This is a genomic window from Roseofilum acuticapitatum BLCC-M154, from assembly GCF_030068475.1.
Lineage (GTDB): Bacteria > Cyanobacteriota > Cyanobacteriia > Cyanobacteriales > Desertifilaceae > Roseofilum > Roseofilum acuticapitatum.
In genome coordinates, this window is the sequence record NZ_JAQOSP010000086.1 from 49427 (window position 1) to 64440 (window position 15014).

13 protein-coding genes are annotated in these 15014 nt (G+C 44.9%); 6 read left to right on the forward strand and 7 right to left on the reverse strand.

The genetic code is table 11. The annotated features are described in order from the left end of the window. Positions 1 to 21: 21 nt before the first annotated feature. The 4 genes from PMG71_RS12645 to PMG71_RS12660 form a co-directional block, all read right to left on the reverse strand. Complete coding sequence (locus PMG71_RS12645; RefSeq protein ID WP_283754054.1) at positions 22 to 1113, reverse strand: hypothetical protein; 1092 nt, start codon at positions 1111 to 1113, stop codon at positions 22 to 24. Continuing rightward, entirely contained in the window at positions 1079 to 2386 is a 1308-nt protein-coding gene (locus tag PMG71_RS12650; protein ID WP_283754055.1) for a hypothetical protein, read from the reverse strand. The genes PMG71_RS12645 and PMG71_RS12650 overlap by 35 nt, the downstream gene beginning before the upstream one ends. After that, positions 2370 to 4061 (reverse strand): ATP-binding protein, encoded by a 1692-nt coding sequence (locus tag PMG71_RS12655; RefSeq protein ID WP_283754056.1) that lies wholly within the window; start codon positions 4059 to 4061, stop codon positions 2370 to 2372. Before PMG71_RS12655 ends, PMG71_RS12650 begins: the two co-directional genes overlap by 17 nt. Positions 4062 to 4224: 163 nt before the next feature. Then, on the reverse strand, positions 4225 to 5829 hold the full coding sequence (locus PMG71_RS12660; RefSeq protein WP_430541009.1) for a 2-isopropylmalate synthase: 1605 nt from the start codon (positions 5827 to 5829) through the stop codon (positions 4225 to 4227). 87 nt (positions 5830 to 5916) lie between these two features. On the opposite strand from PMG71_RS12660, the gene PMG71_RS12665 reads away from it, so the two are divergent. Then, the gene (locus PMG71_RS12665) at positions 5917 to 6519 is read left to right on the forward strand and encodes a hypothetical protein (RefSeq protein ID WP_283754058.1); all 603 of its coding nucleotides are present in this window, start codon (positions 5917 to 5919) and stop codon (positions 6517 to 6519) included. 121 nt (positions 6520 to 6640) lie between these two features. Here PMG71_RS12665 and PMG71_RS12670 read toward each other — a convergent pair whose 3' ends face one another. Both PMG71_RS12670 and PMG71_RS12675 read right to left on the reverse strand, forming a co-directional pair. Beyond that, positions 6641 to 7156: a LabA-like NYN domain-containing protein gene (locus PMG71_RS12670; protein ID WP_271939944.1), complete on the reverse strand. Its 516-nt coding sequence runs from the start codon at positions 7154 to 7156 to the stop codon at positions 6641 to 6643. Positions 7157 to 7521: 365 nt separating this feature from the next. Beyond that, entirely contained in the window at positions 7522 to 8379 is an 858-nt protein-coding gene (locus tag PMG71_RS12675; protein WP_283754060.1) for a sulfurtransferase, read from the reverse strand. 177 nt (positions 8380 to 8556) lie between these two features. On the opposite strand from PMG71_RS12675, the gene PMG71_RS12680 reads away from it, so the two are divergent. The 3 genes from PMG71_RS12680 to PMG71_RS12690 all read left to right on the forward strand — a co-directional run bounded on the left by PMG71_RS12680 (position 8557) and on the right by PMG71_RS12690 (position 12006). Continuing rightward, positions 8557 to 9441, forward strand: coding sequence for a tRNA (5-methylaminomethyl-2-thiouridine)(34)-methyltransferase MnmD (locus PMG71_RS12680; RefSeq protein WP_283754061.1), 885 nt, complete (start codon positions 8557 to 8559; stop codon positions 9439 to 9441). Positions 9442 to 9510: 69 nt separating this feature from the next. Beyond that, positions 9511 to 10803: a serine hydroxymethyltransferase gene (gene glyA, locus PMG71_RS12685; protein WP_283754062.1), complete on the forward strand. Its 1293-nt coding sequence runs from the start codon at positions 9511 to 9513 to the stop codon at positions 10801 to 10803. 153 nt (positions 10804 to 10956) lie between these two features. Continuing rightward, a complete protein-coding gene (locus tag PMG71_RS12690) occupies positions 10957 to 12006 on the forward strand; it encodes a glycosyltransferase family 4 protein (protein ID WP_347179279.1) in 1050 nt (349 codons plus the stop codon). Between the two features lie 13 nt (positions 12007 to 12019). Here the strand turns inward: PMG71_RS12690 and PMG71_RS12695 are convergent, their stop codons facing one another. Continuing rightward, positions 12020 to 12673 (reverse strand): Uma2 family endonuclease, encoded by a 654-nt coding sequence (locus PMG71_RS12695; RefSeq protein ID WP_283754064.1) that lies wholly within the window; start codon positions 12671 to 12673, stop codon positions 12020 to 12022. Positions 12674 to 12897: 224 nt separating this feature from the next. Here PMG71_RS12695 and PMG71_RS12700 point away from each other — a divergent pair, with 224 nt between their 5' ends. Together PMG71_RS12700 and PMG71_RS12705 are read left to right on the forward strand one after the other, a co-directional pair. Further along, complete coding sequence (locus tag PMG71_RS12700) at positions 12898 to 13395, forward strand: cupin domain-containing protein (RefSeq protein WP_283754065.1); 498 nt, start codon at positions 12898 to 12900, stop codon at positions 13393 to 13395. 166 nt (positions 13396 to 13561) lie between these two features. Further along, positions 13562 to 14587 carry an ABC transporter permease gene (locus PMG71_RS12705; protein WP_283754066.1) on the forward strand — a complete coding sequence of 342 codons (1026 nt, stop codon included), beginning with the start codon at positions 13562 to 13564 and terminating at the stop codon, positions 14585 to 14587. The last annotated feature ends 427 nt before the right edge of the window (positions 14588 to 15014 follow it).

Here is a 15014-nt window from a genome sequence, read left to right on the forward strand (position 1 = left end):
TATTCAAGGAGCTATAGATGATTATCGAAAAGTTCGCTCGTTCATTTCCTCAAAAAATAGCTCCTCACTTTCAGTCGCCATTTGTAACGCTATCCGATCTTGAAGAATTCTTGCATTGAAGTTTCGACGTACTTCTTCATCAACACGATTAAGTAAAAAGGGAATTTCATGTCCTGCATGGTTCATTTGACAGTCAGCGCCCATCATACGAAGCATATTTTCTAAATGATCTTCGTGTACCTCGAAACCAAAAACTTTATTTCTGGGTTTAAAAATTCCCCTGAAAATATGAGGAGCATAATTATGGAGGAATGATGGAAGTGTCCCTCTCGATCTCTCCCCTTGGTTTCTATTAGGAACATTACTATTTAACAAGTGATCTTCAAGGGTTTCTATAATATATAGTTCTCCTGTTCTTAAAGCACGAGCAAATGTTGAGAATATCACATTAGCTTTAATATTTTTCATCACTCCAATACATTGCTTACCACTAGAAAAAAGAGTATCGTAAAGACTGACACCTTCTTGAATAGCAACAAGCCATTCATAGACTAAAGTACCGTCAAAAAATATATAAGGTTCTTCAAGTTCTAATCCATGTCTTACCTCAAAGTACCGGAGATAAGCAGTTGATGAAATACCAAAAAGTGCTTGTTCTTGCCGTGCAATAAAATCATTAGTATCTGTAGAATCACTAAGATAGGCTCTACCAGACCAATAATGCAACGAATCTTGTAAGGGACGACGATGGGAGATGCTACCAATTCCTACACATAGAGCTTGCCCTGATGAGTACATCTGTAAAGGAAGTGCTGGAGTTCCATCTACAGCAGCAACATGACCCTGTTCTAATTCCGGAGCGTTACTGAATAAACCAAACTCAACTTGGCGTAACCTGGGTCTGCCTCCAGGTAATGGGCCTGATGACTCCATTGCTTCTCTTGCTTCACGGGTGATTTGCCTTGCTTGCTCACTATCAAGCATTTCAACGACATCATCTGCAATACCGCCAAAAGTTGCGGCGAACTCATCACGGGTAATACGTCTTGAACGTCTAATTAACTCACTAAACATATCTCTAGTTTCCCCTTTTTTCAAATACGTTAAGAACACAAGTGTCTGATCTCATTCTACGGTCACGCTTTGCCATATTATTTTTGTATGCACTTCCAGGTTCTTGCTGACGACCACGAGAAACATAGGCAGTATCTAACCAACTTAAGCCACCACCAACAGCTATTGAATAAACATCTGATGGCACATCATGATTTGGATCTTCGGGTTTAAAGCCACTCCACTTAGGGAGAAAAACACATAGTCTGCCATTCTCATTAAGAGATTCTGTTAGTGAAGTTATAATTTCTTGCATCACAACCAGATAGTCTTGATAACTTTCTGCTGAAGCTAACAGATCATCAAATAAGTGGCTAGATTGACCATAATAGGATGGATCAATAAATATCCAATCTGCTTTAATTGGTAAGCGGTTTCGCGCATCGTGTTGTTGTATAAAATGACGGCGAGGATATAGATCAAATAGATGAATCTTGAGCTTGAAATTAGAATCTTTCTGCCATCGATCACGGTCATCATAAACCCTTTTGAGCATTCCGCTTCCAGCCATTGCATCTACTGCAACTCCCTTGTGAGGAGCAAAATAGTATAATGCATTTGCATAAACTTCACCAGGGATGGAACCTGAAAAATCCTCTTCTTTTTTCCACTTTGGATGACTAAAAGCCCACCAATCTGAAGGTTTTATGATGTCAAGATTGGCTTTAACACTGCCGTTTTTCTTGCACCAATTTCTGTGTATTTGGGTATATGTTGATGCTGGATTTTTATCTAGAAGATCTAGAGCTTCAGTAAAATATTCTTTCATCCTACCTTTCTGTCGTTGAGCATATTGAAATAATTTAGGAGCAGCTTGACGTAACTTGCCTGTATCTATACCCTCTGCCTCAAGCTCTAGGAGAGCTTGACCTTGTGTCACAAGTCCTCTAGCTTTGACAGAATTGATCCCAATTTGAGTACATAATTGGCTAAATTTTAGTTTTTGCGATTTATCTATTTCTTTTTGATGATCAAAAATTTTAGAAGCTTGTGCCCAAAGTTTTGCACGATAAAATGCTCCTCCCGGCTGTCTTTGAGAAGCTAGTTCAGCACATCTTGCTATTTCTTGTGGATCTGTAATTTCCAATGAAACTAACTCAGCCACTTCATAGAATGAGTTGCTATCTACAGAATTTTGGAACTGCTTCAAAACACTTGTTTTTTCCCCTTGTTTATAAGACGAATTGTTGCTTGAGTTTCCACCCAATGGAAAAGCCTGACTATCAGTAATAAGTTTTGTAACTGTATCTTGCGTTTTAGAGGTCAAATTCATCTGTTACTGCTGATAAATATGGTTCTTGAGCATTAATTCTAGCACCAGTATTGTCGGTTCTCATCAATTCAAACGGCGACGGAGCCATTTGTGCTAAAACTGTTGCTTTTGATTCGTGTATTGCAACGAGAGCTTGCCCTGTACCTAGCTTCATTGCTTGTGGAGAAAATTCTCTCCCCATTGTCTGAGTTGCTGCATCTGCTTCAGCTTTACTATTTTGACGCATGACAAACTTGGTATTCAGGTTATTCATAACACGCTGTGGAATCTGTGAAGTATTTTGTAAACTAAGAATAATTGAATGGTCTACCGATCTACCTTCTCTCATAACCCGCTCAAATGCTCTTTCAAGAGAAGTACTATATTGGGAATCATTATCAAAAACTCGATGTGCTTCATCTACCATCTGAACAATTCCAACTGAGTCTGTATTCCGTTTTTTACAATATTGCTGGCAAATACGCAAGAAGTACGAAAGAATCAAGGCATAGGATCTAGTTTCCATTTGAGCGTAGTTGATAACTAAAATCTTGCCTTGCTCTACATATTCCTCTAAAGTAAAAGATTGAACTGTTTGTTTCCAATTACCATCAAGGCTAGATTGCAAACGTTTTTTATTACGTTTTCCAGTATTTTGTCCGACAACATCTAGCCACGGCATTCCTTTTTGACGATTGTTCGCCTTTCGTAAGATCGCTTTCCCTGTAGCTTCATGAATTTGTAGTAGTGGATCTACATTTTTGTTCATTCTTTGTCGAACCAAATCGAGAATATCAGAAGTTGTATAGCTTTGTCGATCTCTACTATGAACTTCTTGATAAAGTGTGTCTCCTGCACCTGCAAATCCCTCAAATTGAGCCTGCTCATTAGAATAGGGAAAAAATAATCCTGCTAAAATTTCTGGACTAAAGTCTGATGCATTAAACCCAACAACAGCATCAACTGTATTGGGATCGCACAAACCATGAAACCCAACTCTTGTTACATTTGAAATCCCATGTTGAACTAAACCATAGGATCTAAACTGCTCCCAAATTTCGGTAGGCACGCCTGGATCTGTATTTGCTCTATCAATGAAGCCGTAATCTGGCTTCGCGTCATGCAAAAGAACACATTTTCCAAACTGGAGAGCTTGTTCTACAAGATTTGCTGAAACATTAGATTTTCCTGAGCCTGTTCCCCCAGAAACCATAATGTGATAATTGAACTTGAGAGGGTCAATACATAGGGGAACACCTTCTGCATTAAGCAGTTCTCCAACTACATTGGAAGTACCATCATCTCGGTTTACCCTTTGAGGGATACCAATTACTCTACTGGTATCTTCAACATTCAGTCTACTTACGACGGCTCCAGGTAAAGGACGTAGCCTAGGTGTAAGTAACTGACGACCATTATACTGACCTAAAATACCAATTTCAAAAACCTGCACAGATTCAACAGACTGAACGTTAGGATTATCTTGCATCAGTCTTAATCCATGAAGAATAGTGGGATCAAGCCTATTACTGTTTACAATTGAGATGTTACGGTTTGGCTCAAGGATCTGGCCAATCCACGACATATCACCCTGATCTAGCCGGACATAATCAAACAAGGCAAAACCTTCCTCAATGCTTCCCATTGCTTGAACGTGAGACAAGTCGCCGCTAGTTCCATCGTGTAAAATGATCATTTAGCTTTCCTTACTTTATATGAAATTCTCCAAGGTATCAGTCACAGAGAACTTCCCTAGTATCATAGTTTCTTCATAACATATTATATACAAAGTTCCAGTGTACTCTTACAAAAATAGTAGAGTTACACTGGAACTAAAGTCAATCAGATCATATATTAGGCTAAACCACGGCAGTTTCGTGCTGTGCGTGGAGACGGTCTTTTTTCAACGCTTCCGAGAGACGGTTGAGCGCGTTCACGTAAGCGTGAGCAGAGGCAACCACAATATCCGTATTCGCGGCATGACCCGAATATACCCGGTCTTCATGTTGGACGCGGATGGTGACTTCGCCGATCGCATCAATTCCCGCCGTAACCGACTGTACGGAGAACTCGATCAGCTTATTCGGCACATTAATCACCCGATTAATTGCCTTATAAATCGCATCCACCGGCCCAGTGCCGATCGCCGCATCCGTCAGCTCTTCCCCATCCGGAGTCCGCAACGTTACTGTTGCCGTCGGTCGCGAATTGTCTCCACAGGACACCTGTACCAACTCCAAGCGGAAGAAGTCCGGCGCTTGTTGAATCTCATCATTGGCGATCGCCTCAATATCCCAGTCGCTGATCTCCTTCTTCTTATCCGCCAACTCCTTAAAGCGCACAAACGCCTTATTTAAATCCGTCTCCGACAACTCAAAACCCAACTCTTGCAGCCGGTTACTGAACGCATGACGGCCCGAATGTTTACCCAAAACAATCTGATTTTCACTCAAGCCAATGGACTCAGCATCCATAATTTCATAGGTGAGCTTATTCTTCAGCACCCCATCCTGGTGAATACCCGACTCATGGGCAAACGCATTCGCCCCCACAATCGCCTTATTCGGCTGCACCAACATGCCCGTCAAATTCGACACCAACCGCGAAGTCTTATAAATCTGCTTCGTATCGATCTGCGTCAGAGGTTCCATAGACTCCGGAGCGCGACCAAAGAACGGATTATAATACTGACGGCGCACATGCAGAGCCATCACCAACTCCTCCAGAGCCGCATTACCGGCACGCTCGCCAATGCCATTAATCGTACATTCGAGTTGCCGAGCGCCATTTTCCACCGCCGACAAGAAATTAGCCACCGCCAAACCCAAATCATTATGGCCGTGAACCGAAATAATCGCCTGGTTAATATTGGGCACATTCTCCTTAATGCCGCGAATCAGCGCCCCAAACTCCGCCGGAGTCGTATATCCCACCGTATCTGGAATATTAACCGTCGTTGCGCCAGCCGCGATCGCCGCCTCCAAAACCTGGTATAAAAACTCTGGATCGGAACGTCCCGCATCCTCCGGCGAAAACTCCACATCATCCACAAACGACTTCGCATAAGCCACCATTTCCGGCGCAATTTTCAGCACCTCTTCCCGACTCTTCTTCAGCTTATATTCCAAATGAATATCCGAAGTCGCAATAAACGTATGAATTCGCGGTTTCGCCGCCGGTTTCACCGCATCAGCCGCCGCCTTAATATCCTGGCGTGTTGCTCTCGCCAACCCACAAATCGTTGGCCCCGCTTCCGTCCCCACCGTTGCGGCAATCTTCTGCACCGCATCAAAATCCCCCGGACTTGCAAACGGAAAACCGGCCTCAATCACATCAACTCCCAGACGGGCCAGTTGTTTAGCAATCACCAGTTTTTCATCACCATTCAGAGTTGCCCCTGGACATTGTTCACCGTCGCGGAGAGTAGTATCAAAGATAATGATACGGTCGTGTTGAGGTTGCATAGTCATACAAGCTATTCGACAAAAACAGGTTCATCTCATTTTAGCCCACATTTTAATATATTAGTAATATATGAGGAAATACAAATTATGCCCTATAGTAAATTTACCCTCAGTCGCGCTGTAGAAGATTTTGAACTAACCTTGATTGAAGGCGATCGCTTTTTCCCTAAAATTCAACCCGTCCAACCGACCCCCCTACTCCAAGATATCCTAAAAGAAACCATCCCTTGGGCGATCGCCGTCAGTAGTAAAAAAGCCCGTTCCGAAGGAATTATTAACCCCGTTTTGTTGGAAGTAAAACGTCAACTGAAAGGACAAATCAGTGTTTTTTCGGGTGAAGAGTTTACCGTACAACCGGAAGTAGATTTAACCGGATATGTAGATTTTTTGATTAGTCGTTCCCCTGAACAATTGTTCATTAAAGCTCCTGCTGTTGTGTTAGTCGAAGCCAAAAAAGAAGACCTCAAACCTGCTTTAGGTCAGTGTTTAGCTGAGATGGTCGCTGCTCAACGGTTTAACCAACAAAAACAACAAGCGATCGCCACAATTTATGGGACTGTCACCAGTGGAACGGTGTGGCGGTTTTTAAAGCTCGAAGGACAATCTGTTACCATTGATTTAACCGATTATCCATTACCCCCCGTTGAGCAAATTTTAGGATTTCTAATGTGGATGGTGCAGCAAGGGTAAAGTTTCACTGTAAGCATTCACCGTCAGCTATCAGTCATCAGCTAGGGACGTAGCATACTACGTCCCTACAGGTTTTAGATAGGGATTAGAGCGGTTAACTCAATTGGCCCAACAACACATGCTATAGATCGGTTTTCTCAATTAACGGTCGGATATCATTGAGATCGATATAACGGTCTGTTGCATTTCTCAGTTCCCTAGCAATCATTCCTTCCGTGGAAACGACGGTAATATGGGTACTTTTGGAGCGCAACAGCTCGATCGCCCGTTCAAAGTCTCCATCCCCACTAAATAAGATCACCCGGTCATATTGCTCTACCGTATTAAACATATCAATAACAATTTCTATATCTAAATTCGCTTTCTGGGAATAGCGCCCCGAATGGTCATCATAATATTCCTTCAGAATTTTGGTGCGTACCGTATAACCCAAACTAATCAAAGCATCTCGAAATCCTCTTTGATCTTGGGGGTCTTTAATTCCCGTATACCAAAAGGCATTCGCTAGATCCATTTCTTCCTTGCCAGCAAAGTATTCTAAAACCCGTTTTGGATCGAAAAACCAGCCATTTTTTTGTTGGGCATAGAACATATTGTTTCCATCGACAAAGATTGATACACGATTTTTATATCCCATAAAATGTTGTCCTAGACGATTGGATGTGCATACAAGAGCGCTGACGGTTAGCCAAGATGCTAACCGTTCAAACACAAAACCCACCCCATCCAGTTGGGCTATCTAGACCCATTCTGGGGGGCACTATTGAGCGTTAGAGTAGGCAGTTCAGGAGAGAAATTATCCCAAAAATTGAGTCAATAGAATTAAGGGTAAGAATTGAGTTGTAAGGGTTTTAATAGAAAAAACAAAGCGATAAAATCGCCTAAAATTTATACAAGAATAACGAGGCCTAATCCATTATAGAAGCATCTCTAATTCGATTTGGGCCTCTAAATTCTGGTTCTATTATGACAGAAAGTCTTAGCTTTTGCTCAAGAGTTTTGTCAAGAGTTAGGAAATTCTGTGACGATGGGGTGTTCGGGATAGGAACACCAATCACTCCAACTGCCCACATAGAGTTTTTCTTGGGGTCTTCCGGCTAGAGCTAGGGAAAATAAGTTAACACAAGCGGTAACTCCGGAACCACAGTATACCCAGAATTCGGACTCAGCAGGATAGGCTTGCCATCGAGTTTGATGGTAGCTCATCGGTTGCGTCGCTCCTGACTCGGTGGTAACCTCTTGCCACGGGTGGTTCATCGCTCCAGGAATATGACCGGCTACCGGATCGATTGGCTCGGTTTTACCGATATATCGGTCATAGGCTCTCGAATCGACTAGAATCACATCCGATCGTTCTCCTAAGCGCTTGATGGCTTCACAATCAACCACCCAATCGGATTGAATCTCAGGCGTAAAGGCTCCCGGTTGTTTGGCTGCGCTGGGTTCCTGACTGATAGGATATCCAGCTTCTTGCCAGCTTTTCCAACCTCCATCTAAAATGGCTACTTGCTCATGACCGAGATAGCGAAGTAACCACCAACAACGAGAGGCAAAGGCCATCCGGGAGTTATCATAGGCAACGACTAAGGTTTCGCGAGATTTAATGCCGAGTTGAGCGAGTTGAGTCGCCAATACTTCAATATCGGGTAAGGGATGACGACCGCCATGGGTTTGTACGGGGCTAGATAGGTCTTCATTGAGGTGCAGGTAAAAGGCTCCAGGAATATGACCCGCTTCATATTCTTCTCGTCCTTGCTCTGGGTTGCTGAGGGCGAAGCGACAATCAATAATCACGATTTGAGGGTCTTGGAGGTGTTCGGATAACCATTGTGGAGAAACGAGCAGGGAGGGAAAGGTCATAATCAATTAAAAATTAAAAATTAGAAATTAGAAATTGGGTCTGAGTTGGGGTACGTTGGCTCGTTAGGAGGCCGATGTTTAATTTACCGCGATCGCCCAGTCTCCAGCAAGGGGGTGCGGGAGATGGGGAGATAGGGAGAATGGGAAAATAGCCTTTTACGGATTACCGATTTCCTTATGACTCAAATTCCTGCTTTTACTCCTCAACCTACGGGTGATGGATCTTGGACATTTTTTTCCCCGGAATTTGGGGAATTGTTTCACTCCCATCATGGAGCGAAGCAGGAAGCGAACAAGAAGTTTGTGGAACCGACTCGACTGGTGGGACAAGCTCTTAAGGGTGAGGTTGGTTTGCTCGATATCTGCTATGGACTGGGCTACAATAGCGCCAGCGCTCTAGAAGCTCTGTGGTCAGCTAATCCCCGGTGTGAAGTGAGTTGGGTGGGATTAGAATTGGATGAGCGGGTGGCAGAGATGGCGATCGCCCACAACTTCCACGAAAATTGGCCCCATCCTATTAACACCATTTTACCCCAACTGGCCAGCACAGGAAGAGCCACCACGCCCCAATTTACCGGCATACTCCACATCGGTGACGCTCGGCAAACCTTAGCTTCTGTCATTGCCCAAGGTTTCCAAGCTGATGCCATTTTCCTCGATCCGTTTTCTCCTCCTACCTGTCCCCAACTTTGGACTGTGGAGTTTTTAGGATTAGTCGCCCAAGTCCTGAAACCAGAGGGTTATCTGGCAACTTATTCCTGTGCGGCTTCAGTTCGCGCTGCTCTGAGGTTAGCTGGATTTGAGATCGGCACAACTGTGCCCGTGGGCCGGAAATCTCCAGGAACTTTAGCCCGATTTTGCTTGGACGATCTGATCCCCTTATCCCAGAAAGAGGAGGAACATCTGCAAACCCGTGCTGCTATTCCCTATCGAGACCCCAGCTTAACGGATACGGCTGAAGTTATTGGCGATCGCCGCCAACAGGAGCAGCAAAATAGTAGTCTAGAGCCGAGTTCCCATTGGAAAAAGCGTTGGGGTGCGATCGCGGGTAACAATAAGTAATCATTAACCTCATTCCCTTCCCGTTGGCCGTAAACTAGATCATTGTGCCCATAAGAGGAAACCCAACCCGTGAGTCAAACGAATCTATCTAACCTAGACTGGTTAAACCAAACTGACCCCACCGTAACCGAATTGCTACAAAAAGAACTCGGACGGCAGAGGGAACACTTGGAACTCATTGCCAGTGAGAACTTCGCTTCACCTGCGGTTATGGCAGCCCAAGGTTCAGTTCTGACCAATAAATATGCAGAAGGATTACCCCAAAAGCGCTATTACGGAGGCTGTGAATTTATTGACCAAATCGAACAACTGGCCATTGACCGGGCTAAACAACTCTTTGGTGCGGCCCATGTAAACGTTCAACCCCATTCTGGGGCCCAAGCGAATTTTGCTGTCTTTCTGGCTCTGCTTGAACCGGGAGATACGATTTTAGGTATGGATCTCTCCCATGGCGGCCATTTAACCCATGGTTCTCCGGTGAATGTCTCTGGAAAATGGTTTAAGGTTGTCCAATATGGAGTCAATAAAGAGACGGAACGCCTAGATTTTGACCAAATTCGGGAAATTGCCCTAGAGCATAAACCCAAACTCATAATCTGTGGTTATTCTGCTTATCCGAGAATTATAGAATTTGAAAAATTCCGGGCGATCGCCGACGAAATTGGAGCCTACTTGCTCGCAGACATTGCCCATATTGCCGGTTTAGTCGCTACTGGACACCATCCCAACCCCCTTCCCCACTGCCATGTGGTTACCACCACCACCCACAAAACATTGCGCGGCCCCAGGGGTGGGTTAATCATGACCAATGATAATAAGCTGGGGAAAGCCTTCAATAAAGCCGTATTCCCAGGAACCCAAGGGGGGCCCCTAGAGCATGTGATTGCTGCCAAAGCAGTCGCCTTTGGGGAAGCCCTACAACCAGCATTTAAAGACTATTCTGAGCAAGTGATTAAAAATGCGGCTGCCCTAGCCAAACAACTGCAAAACCGGGGACTGAAAATCGTTTCTGGAGGTACAGATAACCACTTAATGCTGGTGGATCTGCGCTCTGTGAATATGACGGGTAAACAAGCGGATCAATTGGTCAGTACGGTCAATATTACAGCTAATAAAAATACCGTTCCCTTCGATCCCGAATCGCCTTTTGTCACCAGTGGACTGCGCTTAGGCTCTCCTGCCATGACCACACGGGGAATGAGAGAATGGGAATTTACGGAAATTGGTAATATTATTAGCGACTTGCTGCTCAATCCAGAGGATGAAGCCGTTCGCCAAGAGTGTAAAAACCGAGTTGCCACTCTGTGCGATCGCTTCCCCCTCTATCCACACCTGCAAATTCGCACCCCTGCCCTCGTTTAATCGGACATGGGTAATGGGATATTTTTCCCATTACCCATTCATTCCCCATTCCTTGACATCTGTAATCAATGATGTCTGAAATGTAGTAGAACCCTAGTAGACCCCCTAATTAAACCCTTGACTCTGCTCTCGGTCTTATCCACAGAATTTCAGATGCCCTTACAGATGTACCATCTGATTGCCTTCGCCGTATCCACTTTAGTTGTCCTTGGGAGTACCCCCATCGTCAAACATATTGGCCTGAAAAGTGGGAAAGTTGACAACCCTAACGGGCGTAAAGTTCACTCTCGACCCATGGTACGCTTGGGGGGAGTTTCCATTTTTCTCGGTACGCTCACCGCTCTATTAATTGTTTGGTGGGCCGGCGGATTTGGAATTTTACCCCCCCATAAAGAATACGAAGTATGGGGCGTAACCATTGGCGGTTTAGCCTTTTTTGCGATCGGTTTAGCCGACGATCTCTTTAGTCTCTCGCCCTTTTCTCGCTTGTTTATGCAGGTGGTGGTTGCCCTCGGTGCATGGCAGATGGGGGTACAAATTAACTTTTTAAGCATTCCCTTCATGGGATTAGTAACCCTACCAGATTGGATTAGTATTCCCATTACCATTTTGTGGTTAGTGGGCATGGTGAATGCGATTAACTGGATTGATGGTTTAGATGGTTTGGCAGCCGGAGTCTGTGGGATTGCGGCTGTGGTAATGCTGATTGTGAGCTTGTTTATGGATCAATCCGCAGCAGCTTTAATTGCGGCAGCGTTGGCAGGTGGGGCGCTCGGTTTTCTGCGCTACAATTTCAATCCTGCCCAGATTTTTATGGGGGATGGGGGAGCTTATTTTATGGGCTTTACCCTCGCAGGGGTGGGGGTGATTGGGCTGGTGAAAACTACGGCAGTAACAGCCGTATTATTGCCCTATCTAATTTTGGCTGTACCCCTGTTGGATATGTCAGCCGTAATTCTCGATCGCCTCCTCAATGGGCGATCGCCATTTATCGCCGATAAACGCCACCTCCATCACCGTCTTTTACAAGCAGGCTTATCCCATCGGTTAACCGTTCTGTTTATCTATGCCCTCACCCTCTGGGTGGGTAGTCTTGCCCTCGCCTTTTCTGGTATTCCTAGTGGTTATGGTTATGCTGCTGGTGCAACAGTTCTCTTGATTTACACCATTTGGAAAGCCAAACAACAGACGGCAAAATCCTAGGAGTGAACTAAACTCATTCTAGGCGAACAATTCTTTCCCCAATTAATTGACGTAAAGCTTCTTCTGCGGCAATTTCATCTTCTTGGGCTTGCTCTAAAAAGTGATATAAATCTGTTTTTTCGACGAGAGGAAAGGTTGGCGATCGCTCCCATTCCTGATAAACGGTTCCTTGTAGTCGGTAAATCCGCCATTCTTGCCCAGTGTAGCGCCAAAATTCAGGCACGCCTAAAGCCGCATACAGTTGATTTTTATCCATATCTGTGTGGGTAATATCGACTTCAACGACTAAATCTGGGGGCGGATCTTGCTGTAAATCGACTTTGCGACCGGCAACTTGCGGTTGATTTTGGATATAGTAGGCGTTATCGGGTTCTGCACCGCGATCCAAGTCTGGACGCGCTAAAGTGGTAGAGCGCATAGATTTGAGCTTTAGTCCCATGGCTGCGACTAGCACGCGAATAAAGACCCCAATCAACTCCGCCGCAAATTCATGGTCTTCTAGGGGCATAACCAATTCTAGGATTCCGCGATCGTAAATCAGTCGTACTGCTCGACTTTCCGGTAAGCCCTGGAGAATCTGTTGATAGTTTTCCCAGGCTAATCCATGCAGCATCAAGCGCTGTTCTCCCAGCGTTTTCTGTTGATGGGTAGCAATTCTAGAAATCATCTATCTCTTTGACCACTGACTGATTTTAGTTTATATCAAATCCGAATAATCAAGTATACTATACTGCGATCGCCCCACAAGTGTTCCAACTTTTTTCTACCTAAATTACCCCAAATTAGGAGATTAGACTGAAATATTTCTACCTAAATGTATTGGAGGATTAGGCATAAAGTTTCCCTTATAGCGTTCAGACCATTTGACAACTTGATTAGGAGGACACCAACGTGACTGATGAACAACATTCTTTGCTGAAAGCTTCAGATATCAATTCAATGGAGGCGTTTGAGTTTCGTCATCCGCTTAACCCCAATTCAGAAATTTATTTACGCTTCCTTGGGCGTTCTGTCGGTCTTCAACGCATTGGCGTGACGATCGCTCGTGTACCTCCAGGTAAAGAATCTTTCATTTACCATGCTCACCAGAATGAAGAAGAATGGGTTTACATCTTATCAGGTCGAGGGATTGCGGAAATTGGAGATAGGGAATATGAAGTCGAGCCAGGAGACTTTATGGGCTTTGGGCTACCTCAACAACCCCATCATCTTCGTAACCCATTCGATGAAGACCTTGTATATCTGATTGGTGGAGAAGCAGGGCGCTTAGATATTGCAATTTTTCCTCGGATGGGTAAACGAGTAATTCGAGATGATGAGTCGGCTTACATCTTTGATGAGTCAGAACTTCAACTGTTTTGGAGCAGCAAGCAATCTACTGAGGATTGATGTTTGCTGTAGACTAGGGATGCTCAATTCTGGAATGGCTCCCGTGCATCTGGAAATTCTCAGCGATCGCAGCCACAATCCAGCCTAAAATAGGGACTGATTGACCATATGATGGTTAAGTTACTCATTCCCATTTTTAATTTTTAATTTCTCATTTTTAATTGATATGTCCCGTTCTAAGGCTCTTCAGTATTATATTCTGGCTCGTTTGCTGCTGGCTCCCCTGATGTTGTGGCTCATTGTCACCCTAGTCTTCCTCTTATTAAGGGCGACTCCGGGCGATCCGGTAGATGCCATTTATGGGGCGAGAGCGTCCGCAGAGGCGAAGGAACAGTTACGCCAACAATTGGGATTGGATTTGCCCCTGGGGTTGCAATACCTGAATTATTTGGGCAGTTTGTTGCAGTTGGATTTGGGCACATCGTTAACCAGTCGCGGACAAACGGTTTGGGAGATCATTGGCTTGCATTTTCCGGCAACGATGGAGTTGGCGGTGTGCAGTATGGCCGTGGCGCTGGCGATCGGGATTACGATTGGGACGTTGGCCGCTTCTCGACCGAATACGCCTTTGGATGTGGGGGCGCGGTTGTTTAGCATTATTACTTATTCTGTGCCGCCGTTTTGGGCGGGGATGCTGTTGCAGTTGATTTTTGCGGTGGAGCTGCAATGGTTTCCTCTGGGTACTCGCTTTGCTCTGGGAGCAACCCCTCCCCAGGGGCCGACGGGGCTTTATCTGATGGATAGCCTATTAACGGGGAATTTGGGACAGCTTTGGGTGTCGATTCATCATTTGGCCCTGCCATCTTTGACCCTGGGGTTATTGCTCAGTGGGATTTTTGAGCGCATTGTACGGGTGAATCTGCAACAAACCCTGAAGGCGGATTATGTGGAAGCGGCCAAAGCCAGGGGCATTCCAGAGGTGAGAATTTTGTTGGCCCATGCCCTGAAAAATGCCCTGATTCCGGTGATTACGATTTTGGGCTTGACGTTGGCCTCTCTTTTGGGAGGAGCGGTGTTGACTGAGGTGACGTTTTCTTGGCCGGGTTTGGGGAATCGGTTGTATGAGGCGATTAGCGATCGCGACTATACCACCGTTCAAGGCGTTGTGGTCTTTTTCGCGTCCATTGTGGTGATGGCCAGTATTGCGATCGATATTCTCAATGCTTATGTCGATCCGAGAATCCGCTATTAAACCAATAAGCACAGTTAATGTCAATCATCAGGATCGCTAAATTAAAAAGGCTTTACAAAACTAAATAAAGTTGTTTATATTGGAAAGGTGGAAGTTCTCACTTGAGATTTCAACACATAAGAACCGCAGGGCTTGCGGGGATAGTCTGTGGAGCGAACGTAAGACCGTAAAACTCGCTAAGGAGTGGAGGCAGTTGCTGAGAAGCAGAAAGCTTAAATCGTGAGATTTAGGAATCTCCGTTTATTCAGACCGGAGAGGATGTCAAATTGGAAATGTGGACGGAAAAAAACCGCCACAAACATAGAACCTAGAAAAATACATAGCAATCATATAACCATGACCACAACTCTTCAACAAAGCTCCAACGCGAGCGCTTGGGAGCGGTTCTGCCAGTGGGTAACCTCAACCGAAAACCGCCTCTATGTAG

Bases quoted from the DNA above. Each gene is read 5' to 3' on its own strand.
- PMG71_RS12650 (WP_283754055.1), bottom strand. From the start codon at position 2,386: ATGAATTTGACCTCTAAAACGCAAGATACAGTTACAAAACTTATTACT.
- PMG71_RS12655 (WP_283754056.1), bottom strand. From the start codon at position 4,061: ATGATCATTTTACACGATGGAACTAGCGGCGACTTGTCTCACGTTCAA.
- PMG71_RS12660 (WP_430541009.1), bottom strand. From the start codon at position 5,829: ATGCAACCTCAACACGACCGTATCATTATCTTTGATACTACTCTCCGC.
- PMG71_RS12665 (WP_283754058.1), top strand. From the start codon at position 5,917: ATGCCCTATAGTAAATTTACCCTCAGTCGCGCTGTAGAAGATTTTGAA.
- PMG71_RS12670 (WP_271939944.1), bottom strand. From the start codon at position 7,156: ATGGGATATAAAAATCGTGTATCAATCTTTGTCGATGGAAACAATATG.
- PMG71_RS12675 (WP_283754060.1), bottom strand. From the start codon at position 8,379: ATGACCTTTCCCTCCCTGCTCGTTTCTCCACAATGGTTATCCGAACAC.
- PMG71_RS12680 (WP_283754061.1), top strand. From the start codon at position 8,557: ATGACTCAAATTCCTGCTTTTACTCCTCAACCTACGGGTGATGGATCT.
- PMG71_RS12690 (WP_347179279.1), top strand. From the start codon at position 10,957: ATGCCCTTACAGATGTACCATCTGATTGCCTTCGCCGTATCCACTTTA.
- PMG71_RS12695 (WP_283754064.1), bottom strand. From the start codon at position 12,673: ATGATTTCTAGAATTGCTACCCATCAACAGAAAACGCTGGGAGAACAG.
- PMG71_RS12705 (WP_283754066.1), top strand. From the start codon at position 13,562: ATGTCCCGTTCTAAGGCTCTTCAGTATTATATTCTGGCTCGTTTGCTG.